At 38.1% G+C, this 15,921-nt stretch carries 19 protein-coding genes; 2 read left to right on the top strand and 17 right to left on the bottom strand.

From position 1 onward, the window contains the following. Positions 1–28: 28 nt before the first annotated feature. Both NQ503_RS08060 and NQ503_RS08055 read right to left on the bottom strand, forming a co-directional pair. A complete protein-coding gene (locus NQ503_RS08060; RefSeq protein WP_226844683.1) occupies positions 29–424 on the bottom strand; it encodes a hypothetical protein in 396 nt (131 codons plus the stop codon). Positions 425–647: 223 nt separating this feature from the next. Further along, the gene (locus NQ503_RS08055) at positions 648–1,259 is read right to left on the bottom strand and encodes a hypothetical protein (RefSeq protein ID WP_005424171.1); all 612 of its coding nucleotides are present in this window, start codon (positions 1,257–1,259) and stop codon (positions 648–650) included. A gap of 94 nt (positions 1,260–1,353) precedes the next feature. Between NQ503_RS08055 and NQ503_RS08050 the strand changes: the two genes are divergently transcribed. Further along, positions 1,354–1,599, top strand: coding sequence for a helix-turn-helix domain-containing protein (locus NQ503_RS08050; RefSeq protein ID WP_015525038.1), 246 nt, complete (start codon positions 1,354–1,356; stop codon positions 1,597–1,599). Between the two features lie 311 nt (positions 1,600–1,910). Here the strand turns inward: NQ503_RS08050 and NQ503_RS08045 are convergent, their stop codons facing one another. The 10 genes from NQ503_RS08045 to NQ503_RS08000 all read right to left on the bottom strand — a co-directional run bounded on the left by NQ503_RS08045 (position 1,911) and on the right by NQ503_RS08000 (position 7,794). After that, positions 1,911–2,132, bottom strand: a complete 222-nt coding sequence (locus NQ503_RS08045; RefSeq protein WP_005424177.1) for a hypothetical protein — start codon at positions 2,130–2,132, stop codon at positions 1,911–1,913. 255 nt (positions 2,133–2,387) lie between these two features. Next, positions 2,388–2,603: a helix-turn-helix domain-containing protein gene (locus tag NQ503_RS08040; RefSeq protein WP_022388724.1), complete on the bottom strand. Its 216-nt coding sequence runs from the start codon at positions 2,601–2,603 to the stop codon at positions 2,388–2,390. After that, positions 2,596–3,036, bottom strand: a complete 441-nt coding sequence (locus NQ503_RS08035) for a sigma-70 RNA polymerase sigma factor region 4 domain-containing protein (protein WP_005424179.1) — start codon at positions 3,034–3,036, stop codon at positions 2,596–2,598. The genes NQ503_RS08040 and NQ503_RS08035 overlap by 8 nt, the downstream gene beginning before the upstream one ends. A 358-nt stretch (positions 3,037–3,394) precedes the next feature. Next, the gene (locus NQ503_RS08030) at positions 3,395–3,796 is read right to left on the bottom strand and encodes a zinc ribbon domain-containing protein (protein ID WP_044925420.1); all 402 of its coding nucleotides are present in this window, start codon (positions 3,794–3,796) and stop codon (positions 3,395–3,397) included. 11 nt (positions 3,797–3,807) lie between these two features. Next, positions 3,808–4,236 carry a hypothetical protein gene (locus NQ503_RS08025; RefSeq protein ID WP_005424182.1) on the bottom strand — a complete coding sequence of 143 codons (429 nt, stop codon included), beginning with the start codon at positions 4,234–4,236 and terminating at the stop codon, positions 3,808–3,810. Positions 4,237–4,238: 2 nt separating this feature from the next. Next, positions 4,239–5,186, bottom strand: coding sequence for a ParM/StbA family protein (locus tag NQ503_RS08020; protein WP_005424183.1), 948 nt, complete (start codon positions 5,184–5,186; stop codon positions 4,239–4,241). A gap of 118 nt (positions 5,187–5,304) precedes the next feature. Next, positions 5,305–5,868 (bottom strand): hypothetical protein, encoded by a 564-nt coding sequence (locus NQ503_RS08015; protein WP_005424184.1) that lies wholly within the window; start codon positions 5,866–5,868, stop codon positions 5,305–5,307. Beyond that, positions 5,841–6,020, bottom strand: a complete 180-nt coding sequence (locus NQ503_RS08010) for a hypothetical protein (protein WP_226844680.1) — start codon at positions 6,018–6,020, stop codon at positions 5,841–5,843. Before NQ503_RS08010 ends, NQ503_RS08015 begins: the two co-directional genes overlap by 28 nt. Before the next feature lie 375 nt (positions 6,021–6,395). Then, the gene (locus tag NQ503_RS08005) at positions 6,396–6,758 is read right to left on the bottom strand and encodes a hypothetical protein (RefSeq protein WP_044925425.1); all 363 of its coding nucleotides are present in this window, start codon (positions 6,756–6,758) and stop codon (positions 6,396–6,398) included. 85 nt (positions 6,759–6,843) lie between these two features. Then, on the bottom strand, positions 6,844–7,794 hold the full coding sequence (locus NQ503_RS08000; protein WP_005424189.1) for a DUF1848 domain-containing protein: 951 nt from the start codon (positions 7,792–7,794) through the stop codon (positions 6,844–6,846). 577 nt (positions 7,795–8,371) lie between these two features. Here NQ503_RS08000 and NQ503_RS07995 point away from each other — a divergent pair. Further along, entirely contained in the window at positions 8,372–8,923 is a 552-nt protein-coding gene (locus NQ503_RS07995) for a hypothetical protein (RefSeq protein WP_005424193.1), read from the top strand. Positions 8,924–9,017: 94 nt separating this feature from the next. Here the strand turns inward: NQ503_RS07995 and NQ503_RS07990 are convergent, their stop codons facing one another. The 5 genes from NQ503_RS07990 to NQ503_RS07970 all read right to left on the bottom strand — a co-directional run bounded on the left by NQ503_RS07990 (position 9,018) and on the right by NQ503_RS07970 (position 15,650). Next, entirely contained in the window at positions 9,018–9,968 is a 951-nt protein-coding gene (locus NQ503_RS07990) for a tRNA dihydrouridine synthase (protein WP_005424194.1), read from the bottom strand. Between the two features lie 3 nt (positions 9,969–9,971). Next, entirely contained in the window at positions 9,972–10,418 is a 447-nt protein-coding gene (locus NQ503_RS07985; protein ID WP_022388731.1) for a DUF6465 family protein, read from the bottom strand. A gap of 140 nt (positions 10,419–10,558) precedes the next feature. Then, complete coding sequence (gene miaB / locus NQ503_RS07980) at positions 10,559–11,989, bottom strand: tRNA (N6-isopentenyl adenosine(37)-C2)-methylthiotransferase MiaB (RefSeq protein ID WP_117592276.1); 1,431 nt, start codon at positions 11,987–11,989, stop codon at positions 10,559–10,561. A gap of 133 nt (positions 11,990–12,122) precedes the next feature. Continuing rightward, complete coding sequence (locus NQ503_RS07975; RefSeq protein WP_005424201.1) at positions 12,123–13,028, bottom strand: M14 family zinc carboxypeptidase; 906 nt, start codon at positions 13,026–13,028, stop codon at positions 12,123–12,125. Between the two features lie 117 nt (positions 13,029–13,145). Beyond that, positions 13,146–15,650 carry an autotransporter adhesin family protein gene (locus tag NQ503_RS07970; RefSeq protein WP_259893485.1) on the bottom strand — a complete coding sequence of 835 codons (2,505 nt, stop codon included), beginning with the start codon at positions 15,648–15,650 and terminating at the stop codon, positions 13,146–13,148. Between the last annotated feature and the right edge of the window lie 271 nt (positions 15,651–15,921).

Below are 15,921 nucleotides of genomic sequence, written 5' to 3'. Positions count from 1 at the left end.
CGGGAGAGCACCGGTAAGAAATCATACATCAGCCCGTAAACATACTTTTCGGAATAATTTTTTCCAAATATGTTACAATGGCACCCAGGGTCATAAGTGCAGCCCAGCATACAACAATACGTTTCAGCCAGGATCTTGACTCATCCACGGTTCTGCCCGATTTGGAAAAATTCATTAAAAACAGGCACACCGCAGCACATACCACCGCTGCTACAGTAGCAATACCGGCCACATCTGTATATACTGTCTGCATTGCATTTTTTGCTGTTGCAAAGATATCTGACGCATAAACCGGAATGCCTGTCAGTGCAATTACATTAATTCCCAGATACGACATAAAGAAAATACGGGGAATCATCTTTCTTTTCAGATTTCCCGGTGACAGATAAACCTTCTGTTTTTCTTTTTTTAATTTTCCTGCCATAAAAATCCCCCTTTCCTGATAGGCTCCGAAGTCACACTTCAAGGATCAAGTTTTCGGGCAAAAAAAGACAGCCGTTATAAAAACAGCTGTCTTTAATATAAAATTCTATGGCTCTCCATGCATGATACGCATGCACAGAACTTTACGCTAACATTGTATAAATTCTAAAATCAGATGTCAATATCAGTGCTGTTGCAATACAGATGCAATACTGTCGCATCCATTATTTCCTGTATTCATCAACCATTTCTTCCAACAAATATTCCCTCACCTTTTCTTGATTATCTTCAAGCTGTTTCTTCAATGCTTCGATTTCTTTTGAATGATCCGCTATTTTTTCTTTTTCATACAGATTAAAAATAAAATTAATTTTTATAAGATCATTGTGTGCAGAAAAAAAACATTGTTCTGAAAATTCCATCGCCTGTGAAAGAAAATTTTCGAGTGTTCCATCGTCCCCTTCAGTTTTTATAAGAAACCGTCCACAACATCCCAATGTTGCAGTATGCTCTTCTTCATCAATGTTCAAAATCATATCCCAGCCCTGTGCATATGCTACCTTCTCAGCCATAGGATACAATTCCGAAAGCAGGTAACAATAAGCTTCATTACTCCTCGATTTTACATATTGCGATTCTTCCAGTTCCCTTTGTTTATTCGTAATATCCAGGATCTCACTGTCCCACTCTGATTTACCTGGTTTCCAAAAATCTTCATTCTCAAGTAGTGCATCTAACTCTTTTTCCGAATCATCAAGATACAACGCTTTACGTTTCATTCTTCCTCCTCTTTCACACCCTAATACCAACTCAATTACTATATCATTTTTTCTCATTCTTGATCAGTATAGCGGACAATATTATATCGCGTTTTTTCATACAATAACATCAGCATTTGACACCTATACTGGTCAATGGAGGATGACTTTTATGGAGCAAAAATTAAAATGTGACGTATATATTGGTAAAAATCTTCGCCGTCTTCGCGAAAAATTTGGATTATCCCAAGAAAAGCTCTGTGCAGAATTACAGTGCAGAAATTGCGACATTGGTCGCTCTACTTATGCCAAATATGAAAACGGTGAATTAAATATCCGAATCAGCGTCCTTATGGAATTAAAAAAGATCTATAACTGTTCTTATGATGAATTTTTTGATGATCTTGATTCCCATTAAACACAAAAATCAATAGTTTCTGGATCACAGTTCCAAAAACTATTGATTATATTATACTTCTTTTATTCGTATTTGCATACCTAATTCTGTAGTGCACTTATTTAATCTGCAATCAGGAGCATTTCTTCTCTTCTACTTTATTTTCCGCTAATCCTGCAATTCCATCTGGCCTGCTTGTTTCCATGTTTTGGTTGGAATTCCACATTTCTCCAGTTCATCCTCATATCTGATACCATTTTTTCTTTCAGAGAGACCAAAAAAGTACTGACTGACGCCAATACTTTTTTGATCCAGGATTATATGCTCCTTTGTCATGCCACCAATGCTAGAACATTGGCTTCTCTTCCATAGTGATCAATACAATACCGTACTGAATCTGTTTCGAATTTTACATAGTCTTCTGTCTGTTCAATAATTTGCCGTACTCTTCCTGTGGTTTTCCAGATACCATTCTGACAATATCTTGCTTTTTGTCCTACCGTTAATGGAAGAATTAGGTTCCCATGTGCCATGATCATCGGCTTCGTCTTCATTCGTGCTCCTCCTTTCTTTGAGATTTACCTTGTCAGAAATATTCCTCCTTTCCTCCAAAACGCAAAAAAAGACACTGACTATTCATAAAAATAATCAATGTCTTTCTGCTTTTTCGATAACCGAATATACTTCAGTTTAAATTATCCTTCCAGCAAAAAGCCGGAACAAAAGTTATATATTTCCGCAACCAGCAGAAATAAATGTTATACATTTATATCATAACCACATCCTATCACTGTGTCAATACTCATTACTTAATCCAGATCATTTTCTGCATTCCATTTTTCAAACGGAAATTTAAAAATACAACTAATCACACAACATACAAATTCCTGGTACAAATCATCATCAAAACCAGTATTCAAATTAGCATATTTAAGCATCAGGGGACGATACATTTCTACAATCAGCTGTATAGCTTCCCTTTCGCTCATTCTCGCTCTACATAAAACCCCTACAAAATCATCCAAAGTTATCTCCCATCTGTTTTCGTATTTTTCTGATTGCATTGTAATAGCTGTTTTCAGCCTGTTTTGCTGTCATATTCAAAATACCTCCAATATCATCGAATGATTTTACATATACTATACGGAGCATTAATACTTTCTGCTGCAGTTCCTTCAACGAACACAGAGAAACATAAAGAACAGGATCATTGATTTGATCCAGAAAAGAATTTACATTGATTTCATCACTCAGAACCATATCTACATTTAAATCCATCTTATCAAACAGGTCTTCTGTCTGCTTTTGTAAGATTTCATCTATTCCTTCATCATCCATGGCTATTTCATTATCCAGAATCTTGCCTTTTTTTATTAAGTACTGCTTTTGTGTATTCTTAATTGCAGTCTTCACATAAGCACTAAATTCCTTTTTCAGTTCTTTCTCTGTTTTTGTCATATCCGCATTCCTCCAAAATGATCTAGTGTATACAGTAATCTCTGAAGGAGGTGGTCTTGCAATACAGACATAAAACAGGACTGCCGGAAAATTACTCCAGCAGCCCACGCAAATCAAGTAATTTATACCCTTTCTAATTTTAATACCGATGCCCTTCCAATCTTTGAGCCCGGTTTAATTAGTATGGTAAATTATTTCACCCCGGGAAGTCGGTTCTAATCCATCATTTAAAGTCAGCTTTATGAATTATACTATTTTTCGCAATCTATTTCTTACTTTTCACTGTATTTTCACAATCACATATGAATTTTTATGCATCTGAATATATTTACAAGCTATTCTCTTATTTTCTCTGTTTTTATTCCTGTAAAAAATCATTTATATCACCATCAAAAGAATCTATCTCATCTGCGGCAATATTATCTGTTTTTTCAAATGCGCGATCAATTTGTTCCGAACTCATTTCTTTTTCCTGCTCCTGTTCAATGTATCCCGTCAGCTGTTCTTCTGACAGTCCCTGCTGAAAAAGATAACCGCATTCCGGACATATCCTGACTTTTTTTGATATCTCAGAATCACACTCAGGGCATTTTTTTCTGCCCTTTTCCTGAATTGCCAGATATACAATATCCAACATAAGGAAAACACTTCCTGCAAACCCTATCCAAATATCTGTTTTAAATCCTGCAGCCCGACATGCATAACCAATCAGCTGCACTCCACATATACCGCTTAAAATTTGCACTTGTTTACTACGCACCCACATACCTCCTATTCCAGATCTTCAAACATCTTGTAATTATTTTTTATCAGAAGAACTTCTGCTTCGTCTGCTTTACAATCACCTTCCAGATTTACAAAATGATCTTCCTGCAAACTCTTTTCCAACAGCTGCTGCTCTGAATGATCTTTCTGTATATATGTCCCGTTATCATTTCCAGCATCACTTGCTTTTGCTACAACTGCTGTTTTTTTATCATTTTCTGGCTTTGCTTCTGGTAACAGCTGTTCAGCATCTATTTCCGGAAACACATACGAAAGCAAACTTTTGCCGGACATTTTCCAATATGCCAAAAATGCCCGTACAATGTATTTTGCTTTATTATGCCCACAGGAATTTAAATACTTTACAACCAGCCTGTGCATTTCATCTGTTTCATCAAACCGAAGATTAAAACGATATTCGTCTTTCTTTCCCATTTTTAATCCTCCCGTTCTTTAGCTTCTATCTGAAACTGCAATTTGTATCCTTTAGCATTTGCCTTAGGATCATTAATAATAAAATACTCCCCTTTGAAGCGTTCCCAGACTACCTTGATAATTTCAGACACCAGAATGGCTCCTCCACCCATGAATACAGTCTGTGTTGTTCGAAAGTCAATGCCAAGCTCACGGAACGTTCCGAGCAATTCCGTTACATATCCAATCGTTACCTCCCGGACTCGTTCTTTAAGTTCCTGCATATATCCTGTGTTTTTTCCAAGAATGATGTTATCAATATCTTCTTCATCAAGTGCAATGCTGTATTTTTGGCGTATAGCAGCCCGAATTCTGCCATACAGACATATCACGCCACTTTCCAGAGAATCAACGTGTTCCTTCTCCAATCTTCCGTATCGGAGGATCATATAATCCACCGTAAACCCACCAATATCAATAACAAGAACTTTCGGAAGTTCGGTCAAATGACGTCTTGCTGCCAGCACACAATATGCAGCATAGGCCTGCACATACACTTTCACCTCATGAATCAAAATCTGATAAGAGGTACCGCCATACTTAAAGCCAACCACTTTGCCATCTCTTTGGAAATACTGCTGAAACTTTTTTCGGTACTTTCCGTAATGTGCCGGTGGTAATCCTACCAGAAGTTCTATCTCGATCAGCTCATTAGGTGCTAAAACCGCCTCTTTTTTCATCGTATCCAATTCTTTTGCAATGGCAATCAATGTAAGAATGTAATAGCGATCATCTTCTGTCTTGTCTTCCATGTAAGATATCCTTCGGTTTGTTGTCCTGTAATATTTTCCACCAAATTCAATCACTTCATCGTTTTCTCCAGGAATCGTATCCAATACATCTATTCCTGAATTAAATTCATAATGTTCTGTTTTAATCATCTTATTACCGGTGTCAACTGATATAACCATATCTGTTCTCCTTTCAAAATTCCGAATTTTTATGCGTCTTTTTGTACGTCTTTTCAGCTTCAATATAATTTTTTCGGAATTTCTGTGTCAACAGAATCGCAGAAAAATTTTTTGTACCTCATATTTCCTGAAACTCTTCGCTAAACTGCTTCATCATTTTTTCACATTCACCTTCACAGCCCCAAAGTATACTTCCAACTGCCTCGAATGCCTGATCTCTCCACCGGAAATAAGTAGTTCTGTGAACCCGTGTAAGCTGAGGACAATGTGGTTCCAGTTTATCAAGGATTTCCTCTACATTTTCTGCTTTGTAAGCCGACATATAACTGTAATAGAGCACCCAATAATATCTCTCGCCCTGCGGATGATATTTTCTCATCAGATCAACGGACTCATCCATCAGTTTTAGAAATTTATTGGAATGATTAATCGACTCCACCCGTTCCTTTTCACTTGCAAGATCCGTATCTACATCCATGCCCGCCTGATATAAACTGTCCAAAAATTTATCTACATCGGTTCCATACTCTAACTGAAAATGTCTTTTGACCTGATTAATCTTAATCTGCATTTTCCAATTTACCGAACGATAAATTTTAAACAATTTCTCCACGTCATGATATGCCGTATTTTCTTTTCCCTTAAATTCCTCTGTTATAATGCCTGATCTTCCTTTTGGCATTTCTTTCCACCTTTCTTTCCATATTTTTCATTATAGAACCTCTCCAGTTCAGCATCTGCCTCACTCGCCTTGACCAGACAGCAATATAACCCCGTAATAACACATGCCAATACTACCAAAATCACTAAAACTATTTTCCAGATAATAAGCATCCTCCTCATCAATTATTTTCCCCTCTGTATAGAAAGAATAAAAAAAAGTACCATTTTCTGTAAAAAATAAAATTTTTTTGCAACTTTTTTAAGATTTTTTTGGAATCACACAAAAAACTGCTGTTATCTATGATTTTCACCTATAGATAGCAGCAGTTTTAAACAATTTGATTCTTTTCCCAATAGTCTCAATGCCAACAATCATATGAATTTTTCTAAACTTTATGCTCTGGAGCCTGACTAATACTTTTGACAGTTTTCCAAGACGTAAGAAGTAAGTGATATGCTTTAAAGTACAATCCGACGCCGTTATCTTTAAAACACACAATATACAATTCTCCATTACATCTGAGAATTTCTACCTCATGAACAAATCTATTTGATTCCACAAGATAGGCCGTATCTCCCGCTTTCATCTTCTCTCGCTCCTACACTTAGTATTTCATTCATTCTTTCTAAAATCAGAAGACCTTTATGATCCACAAACGTTTTATCAGAGGCATTTTCAGGAATTTCTTCCTTTACAAGCATTGTAAGCAATGCCGTACAGAGCTCATAATCAGCTTCCGGAACACGTTTCAATTCTTCCACCAAATCAATCGGTTCTGTGATCAGATAGTCCGTATAATTGCTTTTCCAGTCTCCTGTTGCAGCTAATAATCTCTCATACTGGTCCTCATACAGATTTTTCTGATTCAGCAATAATTGAATTTTCTTTAGTTTTTCACTTTTTCTCAATTTACTACACCGCCCCATTTTTCGAATGTATGTTCTTTCTTAATCTTATCACATTCTCTTTCAATAAGCCAGCTCTAATTTATTTTCATATAAAGAACCCATTCAAACTAATCTGTCCATTTATCCAGCTTTTCTGCACTGCTTTATGAACCTTGTCATTTGGCATATCATCACCTATCAAAAATGCTGATTTCGGATTATGATTTATACGATTAAGGCGCACACTTTTTTCATCATAATTTGCATAACAATACTTGCACATATGCGGACAACTATTATAAGCACCAATATCATTTCCCAAATAACATGCACACTCTTTTCTAAGGAATTGTTTTTTCGGCATGTCAAGTGACATATGAATGGCATTTTCATAAATCTGCTGTGTCATACAGCCATTACAGTCTGCTCCAAATGCAGCAAGTTCCGTTCCCTCCCCACAAGGCCGCAAAATCATTTTGTGCTCTGTGGCAATACGTGTCATACGTTCCCCAAGATATTTTCTCTGCTCTTTGGATACCATTTTCACTTCTGGAAAATTCCTTTTTACTTTCTGGTATAAATCAAGAAAACTTATCACGCAATTTTTTGTATACCCTTGTAAAGCCGCAGATATGCCCTCAAACTGTTCCAAATGATACTTGACAGTATATTTGTCATCGATAAAAATCGGATCGTATCTCCAGCCAATATGCTCTTCTCCTACAATTTCTGATATCTGCAGAAATGCTTCAATGATTTTTCTTTTACTTACAATTGTTTTAAATAATCCTGGTTCGATGTCTGCTTCATATGGAGTGATTGTGATATACCAGTATGTCCTGTAAGATTTCAGCAAATCCATATACTTCAACATAGGGACTGGATTTTTTGAACAGAATACAATCAAATCAACGACTTCAGGATCAAGGCTATATTCTGTAACCTGTAAAGGATCATAGGGATTTCTCACTCGAACATACCCTTCACGGATTCTATTTGTAAACCATTCGGAATAAAATGCAGGTATATCGGTTCTCATGCTTGCATGTATAATCATCCTGCGCTCTCCTCTCGCGGAAGGTAAATATTACAATATTATTACAAAAAATCTTTTATGAAGCAGACATTATTTCCGTCTGAAGCATAAAAGATTTTTTTAATGGTTGTATTAAATTTAACTTCCTGTTACTTAAAAAATAGATAATTGCAAATTCGCTTCCCAGTGCCATGCAAATTTAAAAAAAAATGTTTAGGTTGTTTTCCGACGATAATTTTGACCACAGTCTTGTTTCTACTCAGGCATATTTCTTACCACTGAGTACCACTTATCGTTAAATGCTCATAAGTTCAAAATTCTTATAAAGCCTGTATTTATGCGGTTTTTCAACAATACCGAAATTTCACTAATGCATCATCGGTGACATTGCCATCGTTTTATAATTCTCCTCTACTGTTCACTCTATTATCAGTCATAGTCAATTAACTATAATAGCATGTTTAAAGTTTTGATGCAAGACGACGTATTCCGAGATTTTGAGAAAATTCCTCCTCTGGTAGAATTTTCTTTACAAAAAAGTCGAAACTCATGCTATACTTATAAAAAATGATCACAACACATAAAAGAGGTAATTTCTATGAAATACAGAGACGAAATTCATATCGCACTCATGGCACTTGTCTTTTCCTGTGCCATGTTTGCAGTCTATGCAGTTGTCCCAAAAGATGCTGCTGTTGCTGCCAAGGCAAAGGCTACCGTTAAAGAGGCACCAGAGACAGCTGCAGAAGCAGAGGCTCTTCGTTCCAGCCAGGATGAAGATGCCGGATTTAACATCTATACAGAAGACAACAACTATGACGATAGTTCCGATTCTTCCGACAGCTCCGATTCCTCCGACAGCTCCGATTCCTCCGATCAGGCTACTTATAATCCTGGAACTGATTATTCCGGTGACACCGGCAACGGTGACGTTGCAGATGAAGGCTCTTCCGATCAGGGCGGTTATGATTCTTCAGATCAGATCGATTATCCATCTGATGACGGATCTGAAGACACCTCAACTGATAACAGTTATGATGATTCCTCGCAGGATAGTGGGGATTCTTCTACCGATACCAGCAGCAGCGATACTTCTGACACCACAGACAGTGCCCCTTTTGATATTGCCACTGAAGACAGCAATTATTAAAAAGTAAAAAGAAAGGCAATGAGTACATGAACAAAATACTCAAAGCCTTTCTTTTTTATAGAATTTCTGTTTTTTATAATCAAAGTGATTCCATTTACTTACTCTGTGTTCCTGTAAATCTGCAATTTGCAAACAGTTCATTTACTGCACTCTCATATACCACACATCTCTCGCTTTTTTTAATCTTTTTGGCATATTTCTTACTGTCCGCAAACATTGGTGCCAGATAAAACCAGATTTCTTTCATTTTGAAAAGAACATTTCTATCCCCAGACACTTCCTCACGGTATGTATGATACAGAAGATCGTGAAATCTACGGATATCCGACTGATCTGCTGCCTTTCCGCCCCTGATTTCACGGGCAAGTGACGGATCTGCAAGAACACCTCTTCCCATCATAAAGCATTCTACATCCGGAAACTGTGACTGGATTCTTTTAAAATCATCTGTTGAAAAAATATCTCCATTATAACATACAGGGTTCTTACTGATGGCAAGTGCTTCACCAAATGCCTCCAGATTCGGAGTATTATTGTAAAAATCCTTCTGTACTCTCGGATGAATGATCAGTTCTTCCATGGGAAAACGATTGTAAATTTCCATCAGCCGTGGAAATTCCTCTGCATCCTCCATCCCCAAACGAGTCTTCACCGAGATCTTCATATCTGTTTTGCTGAAAATCCTGTCCAGAAACTGTTCCAGTTCCTCCGGTCTGGCCAAAAATCCTGCTCCGCAGCCCTTTGTCACTACTGTTTTGGATGGACACCCAAGATTCAGATTCACTTCCTGATATCCATACTCTTTCAGTTGATTCGCTGTACGTAGAAAATCATCTGCATTTCGGGTCAATATCTGAGGGACTGCATACATCCCGGAATTATTTTCCGGAGAAATGTCTTTCTTTTCTCTCCCGCTGAAATTCAGGTTCTGTTTTGCTCTGATAAATGGAATAAAATATTTATCAAATCCATCAAAACACTGATACAGTGCTTTTCGATAAATATAACTGGTGATTCCTTCCAGCGGTGCAAGGTATAATTTCATGGATTATAAGTTACCAAGATCTACTTTATATTCGTCAGAACCTTCCTGATTTACTGTATAATATGCAGCTCTTCTTTCTGCATTGATATAAATACAGATATCACCTGTCAGTCCTTTTTCTGCAACATCTTTCTTAACTGCTTTCTCTACATCTTTCAGAGATACATTCGTTTCGAAAATTTCAAGAGATACTTCTTTTACTCTTGCACCAGCAGCTTTGCGTACTGCTTTTGTTGCAGTCTTGGTTGCAGTTTTTACAGTTTTCTCTGCCTTCTGAACTGCTTCCGGAGCTTTGTTAACTACTTCTTTCACAACTTCTGCTGTTTTTTCAGCCGGTGCAGACTCCTCTACCTTTTTTGCTGCTGCTTTTACAGTTTCTTTTACTTTTGCTGCTGTCTCTGTGATTGCTTCTGTTGATTTAGCTGTTGTTTTTACACTCTTTTTTCTCATAATATTTTCCTCCTGTAAACAATTACAACTACTGTTTGTTGTGCCGCTTCTTCGTAACAGTACCACAAAACATTACAACCTGTCAAATTTATCCATTTTTACGGTTTCTCCGTTACCATATCCACAATCCGTCATGTCGATTATTCTTCCACCAGAGACCCCATATAATAGAATCCATGACATTCATCCAGGCTTACCTTTACATATTTTCCAAGAAGATCTGCTGTTCCCGGGAAATGTACAAGAAGATTATATTCTGTTCTTCCTGTAAATATTCCTTTTTCCCTGCTCTCTTCTTCTACCAGAACTTCCTGCACAGAACCTTCAAATCTGGAAGAACGAATACGTCCCTCCTGCTGTACCAGCGCAAGCAGGCGGTTAAAACGTTCCTTTGCAACATCCTGCGGTATCTGTTCCATTTCGGCAGCAGGTGTTCCGCTTCTTCTGGAATATAAAAATGTAAATGCCGTGTCATAGCCACATTTAGATACAACATCCAGAGTTTCTTCAAAATCCTCTTCTGTCTCTCCCGGGAACCCGACAATGATATCTGTTGTCAGAGAAATATCCGGAATCGCTGTACGGATCTTATCAACCAGATTCAGATATTTTTCTTTATCATAGCGTCTATTCATAGCTTTAAGGATACGGCTGCTTCCTGACTGCAATGGCAAATGCAGATGATGACAGATTTTTTTACTCTTTGCCATTGTTTCGATCAGTTCATCCGAAAGATCTTTCGGGTGTGAAGTCATAAAGCGAATACGCTTCAGACCTTCCACATCTTCCAGCATTTCCAGCAGCTGAGCAAATGTTACCGGATGTTCCAGTGTCTTTCCATAAGAGTTTACATTCTGTCCCAGAAGCATAACCTCAGATACTCCATCTGCAACCAGACGTTTTACTTCTTTTACGATTGCCTCCGGCTCACGGCTTCGCTCACGTCCACGCACATATGGGACAATGCAGTAACTGCAGAAATTGTTGCAGCCAAACATAATATTGACGCCTGATTTAAATGTATAATTTCTTTCTGTCGGAAGATCTTCCACGATCTGATCGGTTCCTTCCCAGATATCTACGATCTGCTGCTCAGACTGGAGCATCTCATAAAAAAGTTCCGCATATTTAAAAATATTATGTGTTCCAAATACCAGATTGACAAATGGATAGGATTTCTTAATCTTATCTACTACATGCTGTTCCTGCATCATACATCCAAAAAGAATGATCTTCATATCCGGATTGTGATCCTTCAGACTGTGCAGGTGTCCCAGTCTTCCGTATACCTTCAGGTTCGCGTTTTCACGAACAGTGCAGGTATTATAGATCACAACATCTGCTTCTTCATTGTCCTGTCTGTGATACCCGATCTCATCCATAATACCGGCCACTGCCTCTGACTGTTTTTCATTCATCTGACATCCAAATGTTGTCAGGCAGTATGTCAATGGACGTCCAAGAGTATTGGATTTCTGCGCCGTCAGTGCCTGCGCAAGTTCTATGAATGAACGCTGACGCAACGTTTCTTCTGCACTCGTATTCTGTCCTTTAGAGGATTCGTTTGTCATTTTGTATAACTCCTTTGTTTTATAAACATATTAATCACTACCAATTTCTTTTTTAAGCACTATTCTTTAATATACAGGAATTTTTTGTCCAACGCAAGCGTTATAATGCCGTCCGGGATACATTCCTGAAAAATCAGAGTGAAAAAAGATATTCCAGCGGTAATGTATGTATTTCCTCATATTCTGCCGGATCAGGAACCATCTCATTTTCTCCGCTTCTGCGTGGTATCTCAATTCTGAACGCTGGCTGTCTGCATATTTCTGCATAAAACTGTTCCGGAGAACCATACCCTCGTTTTCCTGTTGGTTCTACATCGTCCAGATGATATTTTGCTTTATCTGCATTCAGTCCTGCCTGTTTTTGCAAATGTCTTGCAAGGCGATAGCTTTTTTGATTTGCAGCAAATGACTGCGATTGTCTGAAATAAACAATTTGTCTCTCAGAGTAGCCAAAGGACAAAAGTCCTCTTCCTGTATTTTCCTGAAAAACTTTTATAAGTGCTTTTGTTTCATTTTCACTCGCCGGCTGACTGTGAATTTGTTTTCTTCTGTAGTACTGTGTCGGGAAATTTTTTCGCAGATTTACCCCTCTGCTGTTACAGATAAATTCTTTGCATGGAATCTCCTGCATTCTCAGCATCTGTCGATAAATCGGATTCCGGATCGCATAGAAATCTTTCTCATAAATTTCATATCCATCCGGATTCAAAAGTGGAATAAAACAGATTTTCCAGTCTTCCAGTAATGCCCGAAGGTCGTACAGACTCTCCAATTTCCATCGACATTCCCATGCTTTGACATATTCTTTCAGCATATGCATAAGATATACCGGCATACATCGATCCCGTCCACTTAAACCTGCAATACAGAAAACAGTCTCCGCACCTTTTCCAATCTGCACCATTGGAATCATCCTGTCATCATGACTTTGGCCAATTACCTGAAACTGCGCGATTTCTGTATACCGCCCTGCTATTTCCCACATTTCATAATAAATATTCTCATATGTACAGAATGTCTTGTCCGTATTGATCATCATCTTTCCCTCTGCATGTATAAATAAAAATCATTTTACGGGTTCCTGTACTATTATATGAAAAGAGACAGGCCAAAATGACCTGTCTCTCAAATTTTTTTGTATTTAACCAGAGTTAAATTACTGTTCTTCTTTTTTACGTTTGCGAACAACGATATATCCGCCTGCCAGTAAGGAGAGTGCTGCCAGTGCAGACATTGTTCCGATCGGTGATTCATCGGCTGTAGATACCGCAGATTTGGATTTGGAACCTGCATCTTTCTCAGATGCTGCAGCAGTTGCTGTCAGTTCTGCATCCGCATCATCACCGGAGCCGGAGCCATTCTCATAACCCGGAATTTCCGTTCCATTTTCTTTCGCTTCTTCAAGATATTCCTTCAGTTCTTCGTCTGTATAGCCTGCCGATGAGAACTCTGTAGATATAGATTCAGGAGAACCTTTCTTTACCCAATCAGTTCCATTAAATCTGTATTTCTGGAAGAACAAATACATCTTGTAGGTATTCGCATCTGGAATTCCCTTTAAAGACATAATTACTTTCTTTGCTTGAGGATTCTTTCCTGATGGACTTATACTCCAATAAAGGAATGCATATCTTTCATCCCCTACTACATATGGTGCTTCATCAGACATACCAGCTTCTGTTACAGTAAATTCGTATTTCTTGCTAGGGAAAAATTTCAACGGATTTTCTAACCCAGTTACTTTATTATCGGTTACACTATAAGTTTTAGCTTTCCTAGTTGCTGTTGAAGATTTTGCCGGACGATTGCTAAATGTAATTTTACAGGTTTTAATTGCATTATCCTGAGTAGATCTCGCAAGAATCGCAATCGCATAACCGTCTCCGTCTGGAACATCCTTTACATCAATATGAACCACATCACCAGCTTTTGCTGTATATATTGCCTTACTGTCAGAATAACTTACTGACTTCGCATCAGATTTTATAATCTGATAATAATATTTACAATCATGTGAAGCAGTAAAATATACTGTCACATTATTATAATCATCCCATTCATCTTTTGTATTTGATGCTTTTGAGATTTTAAACGTAGTTGCCGGGCGATTGTTTAAAACAATCTTTAAAGCCTGCACTGTACCATCCGTCTGAGATTTTGCATAAACAGCAATTGCCCAATTACCTGTCGGAATATTCTTTACATTAACCGGAACATCTCCTGCGCTTGCACTGTTTATTGCTTTACTCTCATTAAAACCAACTGTACTTACAGTAGCATCTTCTTTAACCCGTTCATAATACCACTTACAATCATTAGTTGTATTAAAATACGCTGTTGCAGTTGTATAATCAGGCCAACTAACGCTTCCCGTTTCTTTTATCACAAATGCAACCGGATCTGGTTCTGGATCTGGCTTTGAATCCACAGCTTTTAATGTTACAGTATCTGCTCCATCAGTCAACTCTGCAAATACAAATTTTTCACTATCGTCGTAAGTAAACTTAGATACTGCTGTTTTAAATTCATCCGCACTTACAAGAGAATTATCTGATGTATCTTTGCCAATTGTTATAATTTTTTTATCAATTGCTGGAGAAGCATCTGTATATCCAATAGATGCTGTATCTGCAAGCGCTCCCGTTATTTTGACAGGAACTTCTGATGCATCAGAAAGCTCTACATATAAATTCACAGTTGCATCTTGCCCATTTTTATTATCTGCTACTTTTATATCACTTTTCGCACCAGTACTGTAGGACACCCCTATACAAACTGTTGTATTACTATAAATACCACCCTTAGCACCACTATTTCCTGTTACAGTACCTCCTACAAGATAAAGTTTACCACCATCATTCGTAATTGCTCCACCATTATCGTCTGTCTTATTATTTGTAAGAACTACACCATTGTAAACTTCAAATGCCCCAGAATCACTTACTGAAACAAGCGTTTTAGTTGTATTCGTTGCTGTACCGTCAAGCGAAAGACTTGCACTTTCACCTTCTACATCTAATGCAAGTTCACTATCATTTCCATAAACTTTAAAAATTTCATCAGTAAAACCATCTGCTCTTGTGATATTGACCGCAGCTGTAGCTGTAATACAAACACGCTTTCCCGATTCAACTGTAATTGAGGTAGAAATACTCTGGTCTTTCGTTACCTCAATTACAGGAATCTGCACTTTTCCATTTTCATCTGTTGTCGGTGCTGGTGCATTATTTATCGCATCCTGAATATCTTTATAAGCTGTTGTAACTCTATCTACTGTAATCATAACACCTGATGCAGTTTCTCCGGCTTCCGGTGCTTCTGTTGTCTCTGCCGCGGGTGTTTCCTGTACAGCCGGTGCCTCTTCTGTAGTCTGCTGTGTCTGCTCTGCCGGTGCTGCTTCCTGAGCCGGCGCCTCTGTAGCCGCTGCAGCTTCCTGCGCCGGTGCCTGTTCTGCCGGTGCCTCTGTAGCTGCTGTAGTATCTGCCGGTGTTTCTTCTGCCGGTGCTTCTGTAGCTGCTGCAGTCTCTCCATCAACCGGATTTTCTTCTGATGTCTCCGCTGTAGCTGCCACATCTCCTTCTGCAGCAAATACAGCCGCTGGTGCACTGCTTGCTGCAAGTGCTCCTGCTAAAATAATCGCATATAACTGTTTTCGTCTCAATTTAAATCCTCCCATGGTGAGTATGTAAATCTTACCTTCGGCATGTACTTAAAACTTTTCGCTTTATTGGATCATTACGAAATAATTTCTTATAAAGCCCAAAAGTTTACATGTCTAAACTGTAAATTATTATACACACGCATCCAGTAATTGTCAAATCATAGATACTGTTCACTTTGTTCACAGTATCTATGGTCAAAATGCATTCCAAATCACCTTCGGTGATGGCATTTTGCCCTGTATGTCTCGGGATTTTGCCATATTCATGCCA

The organism is Blautia obeum ATCC 29174, from assembly GCF_025147765.1.
In the GTDB taxonomy this organism is placed as follows: Bacteria; Bacillota; Clostridia; order Lachnospirales; family Lachnospiraceae; genus Blautia_A; species Blautia_A obeum.
The sequence above is the reverse complement of the archived record's forward strand: the minus strand, read 5'-3'. Positions and strand labels throughout refer to the sequence as shown.

What these genes read in the sequence shown, in the direction of transcription:
- NQ503_RS08010 (WP_226844680.1), bottom strand. Translation starts at nt 6,020, where the DNA reads ATGCTTATTATCTGGAAAATAGTTTTAGTGATTTTGGTAGTATTGGCA.
- NQ503_RS08035 (WP_005424179.1), bottom strand. Translation starts at nt 3,036, where the DNA reads ATGACAAAAACAGAGAAAGAACTGAAAAAGGAATTTAGTGCTTATGTG.
- NQ503_RS08020 (WP_005424183.1), bottom strand. Translation starts at nt 5,186, where the DNA reads ATGGTTATATCAGTTGACACCGGTAATAAGATGATTAAAACAGAACAT.
- NQ503_RS08050 (WP_015525038.1), top strand. Translation starts at nt 1,354, where the DNA reads ATGGAGCAAAAATTAAAATGTGACGTATATATTGGTAAAAATCTTCGC.
- NQ503_RS08015 (WP_005424184.1), bottom strand. Translation starts at nt 5,868, where the DNA reads ATGCCAAAAGGAAGATCAGGCATTATAACAGAGGAATTTAAGGGAAAA.
- NQ503_RS08025 (WP_005424182.1), bottom strand. Translation starts at nt 4,236, where the DNA reads ATGGGAAAGAAAGACGAATATCGTTTTAATCTTCGGTTTGATGAAACA.
- NQ503_RS08045 (WP_005424177.1), bottom strand. Translation starts at nt 2,132, where the DNA reads ATGAAGACGAAGCCGATGATCATGGCACATGGGAACCTAATTCTTCCA.
- NQ503_RS07995 (WP_005424193.1), top strand. Translation starts at nt 8,372, where the DNA reads ATGAAATACAGAGACGAAATTCATATCGCACTCATGGCACTTGTCTTT.
- NQ503_RS07990 (WP_005424194.1), bottom strand. Translation starts at nt 9,968, where the DNA reads ATGAAATTATACCTTGCACCGCTGGAAGGAATCACCAGTTATATTTAT.
- NQ503_RS08060 (WP_226844683.1), bottom strand. Translation starts at nt 424, where the DNA reads ATGGCAGGAAAATTAAAAAAAGAAAAACAGAAGGTTTATCTGTCACCG.
- miaB (WP_117592276.1), bottom strand. Translation starts at nt 11,989, where the DNA reads ATGACAAACGAATCCTCTAAAGGACAGAATACGAGTGCAGAAGAAACG.
- NQ503_RS08055 (WP_005424171.1), bottom strand. Translation starts at nt 1,259, where the DNA reads ATGAGAAAAAATGATATAGTAATTGAGTTGGTATTAGGGTGTGAAAGA.
- NQ503_RS07975 (WP_005424201.1), bottom strand. Translation starts at nt 13,028, where the DNA reads ATGATGATCAATACGGACAAGACATTCTGTACATATGAGAATATTTAT.
- NQ503_RS08000 (WP_005424189.1), bottom strand. Translation starts at nt 7,794, where the DNA reads ATGATTATACATGCAAGCATGAGAACCGATATACCTGCATTTTATTCC.
- NQ503_RS07985 (WP_022388731.1), bottom strand. Translation starts at nt 10,418, where the DNA reads ATGAGAAAAAAGAGTGTAAAAACAACAGCTAAATCAACAGAAGCAATC.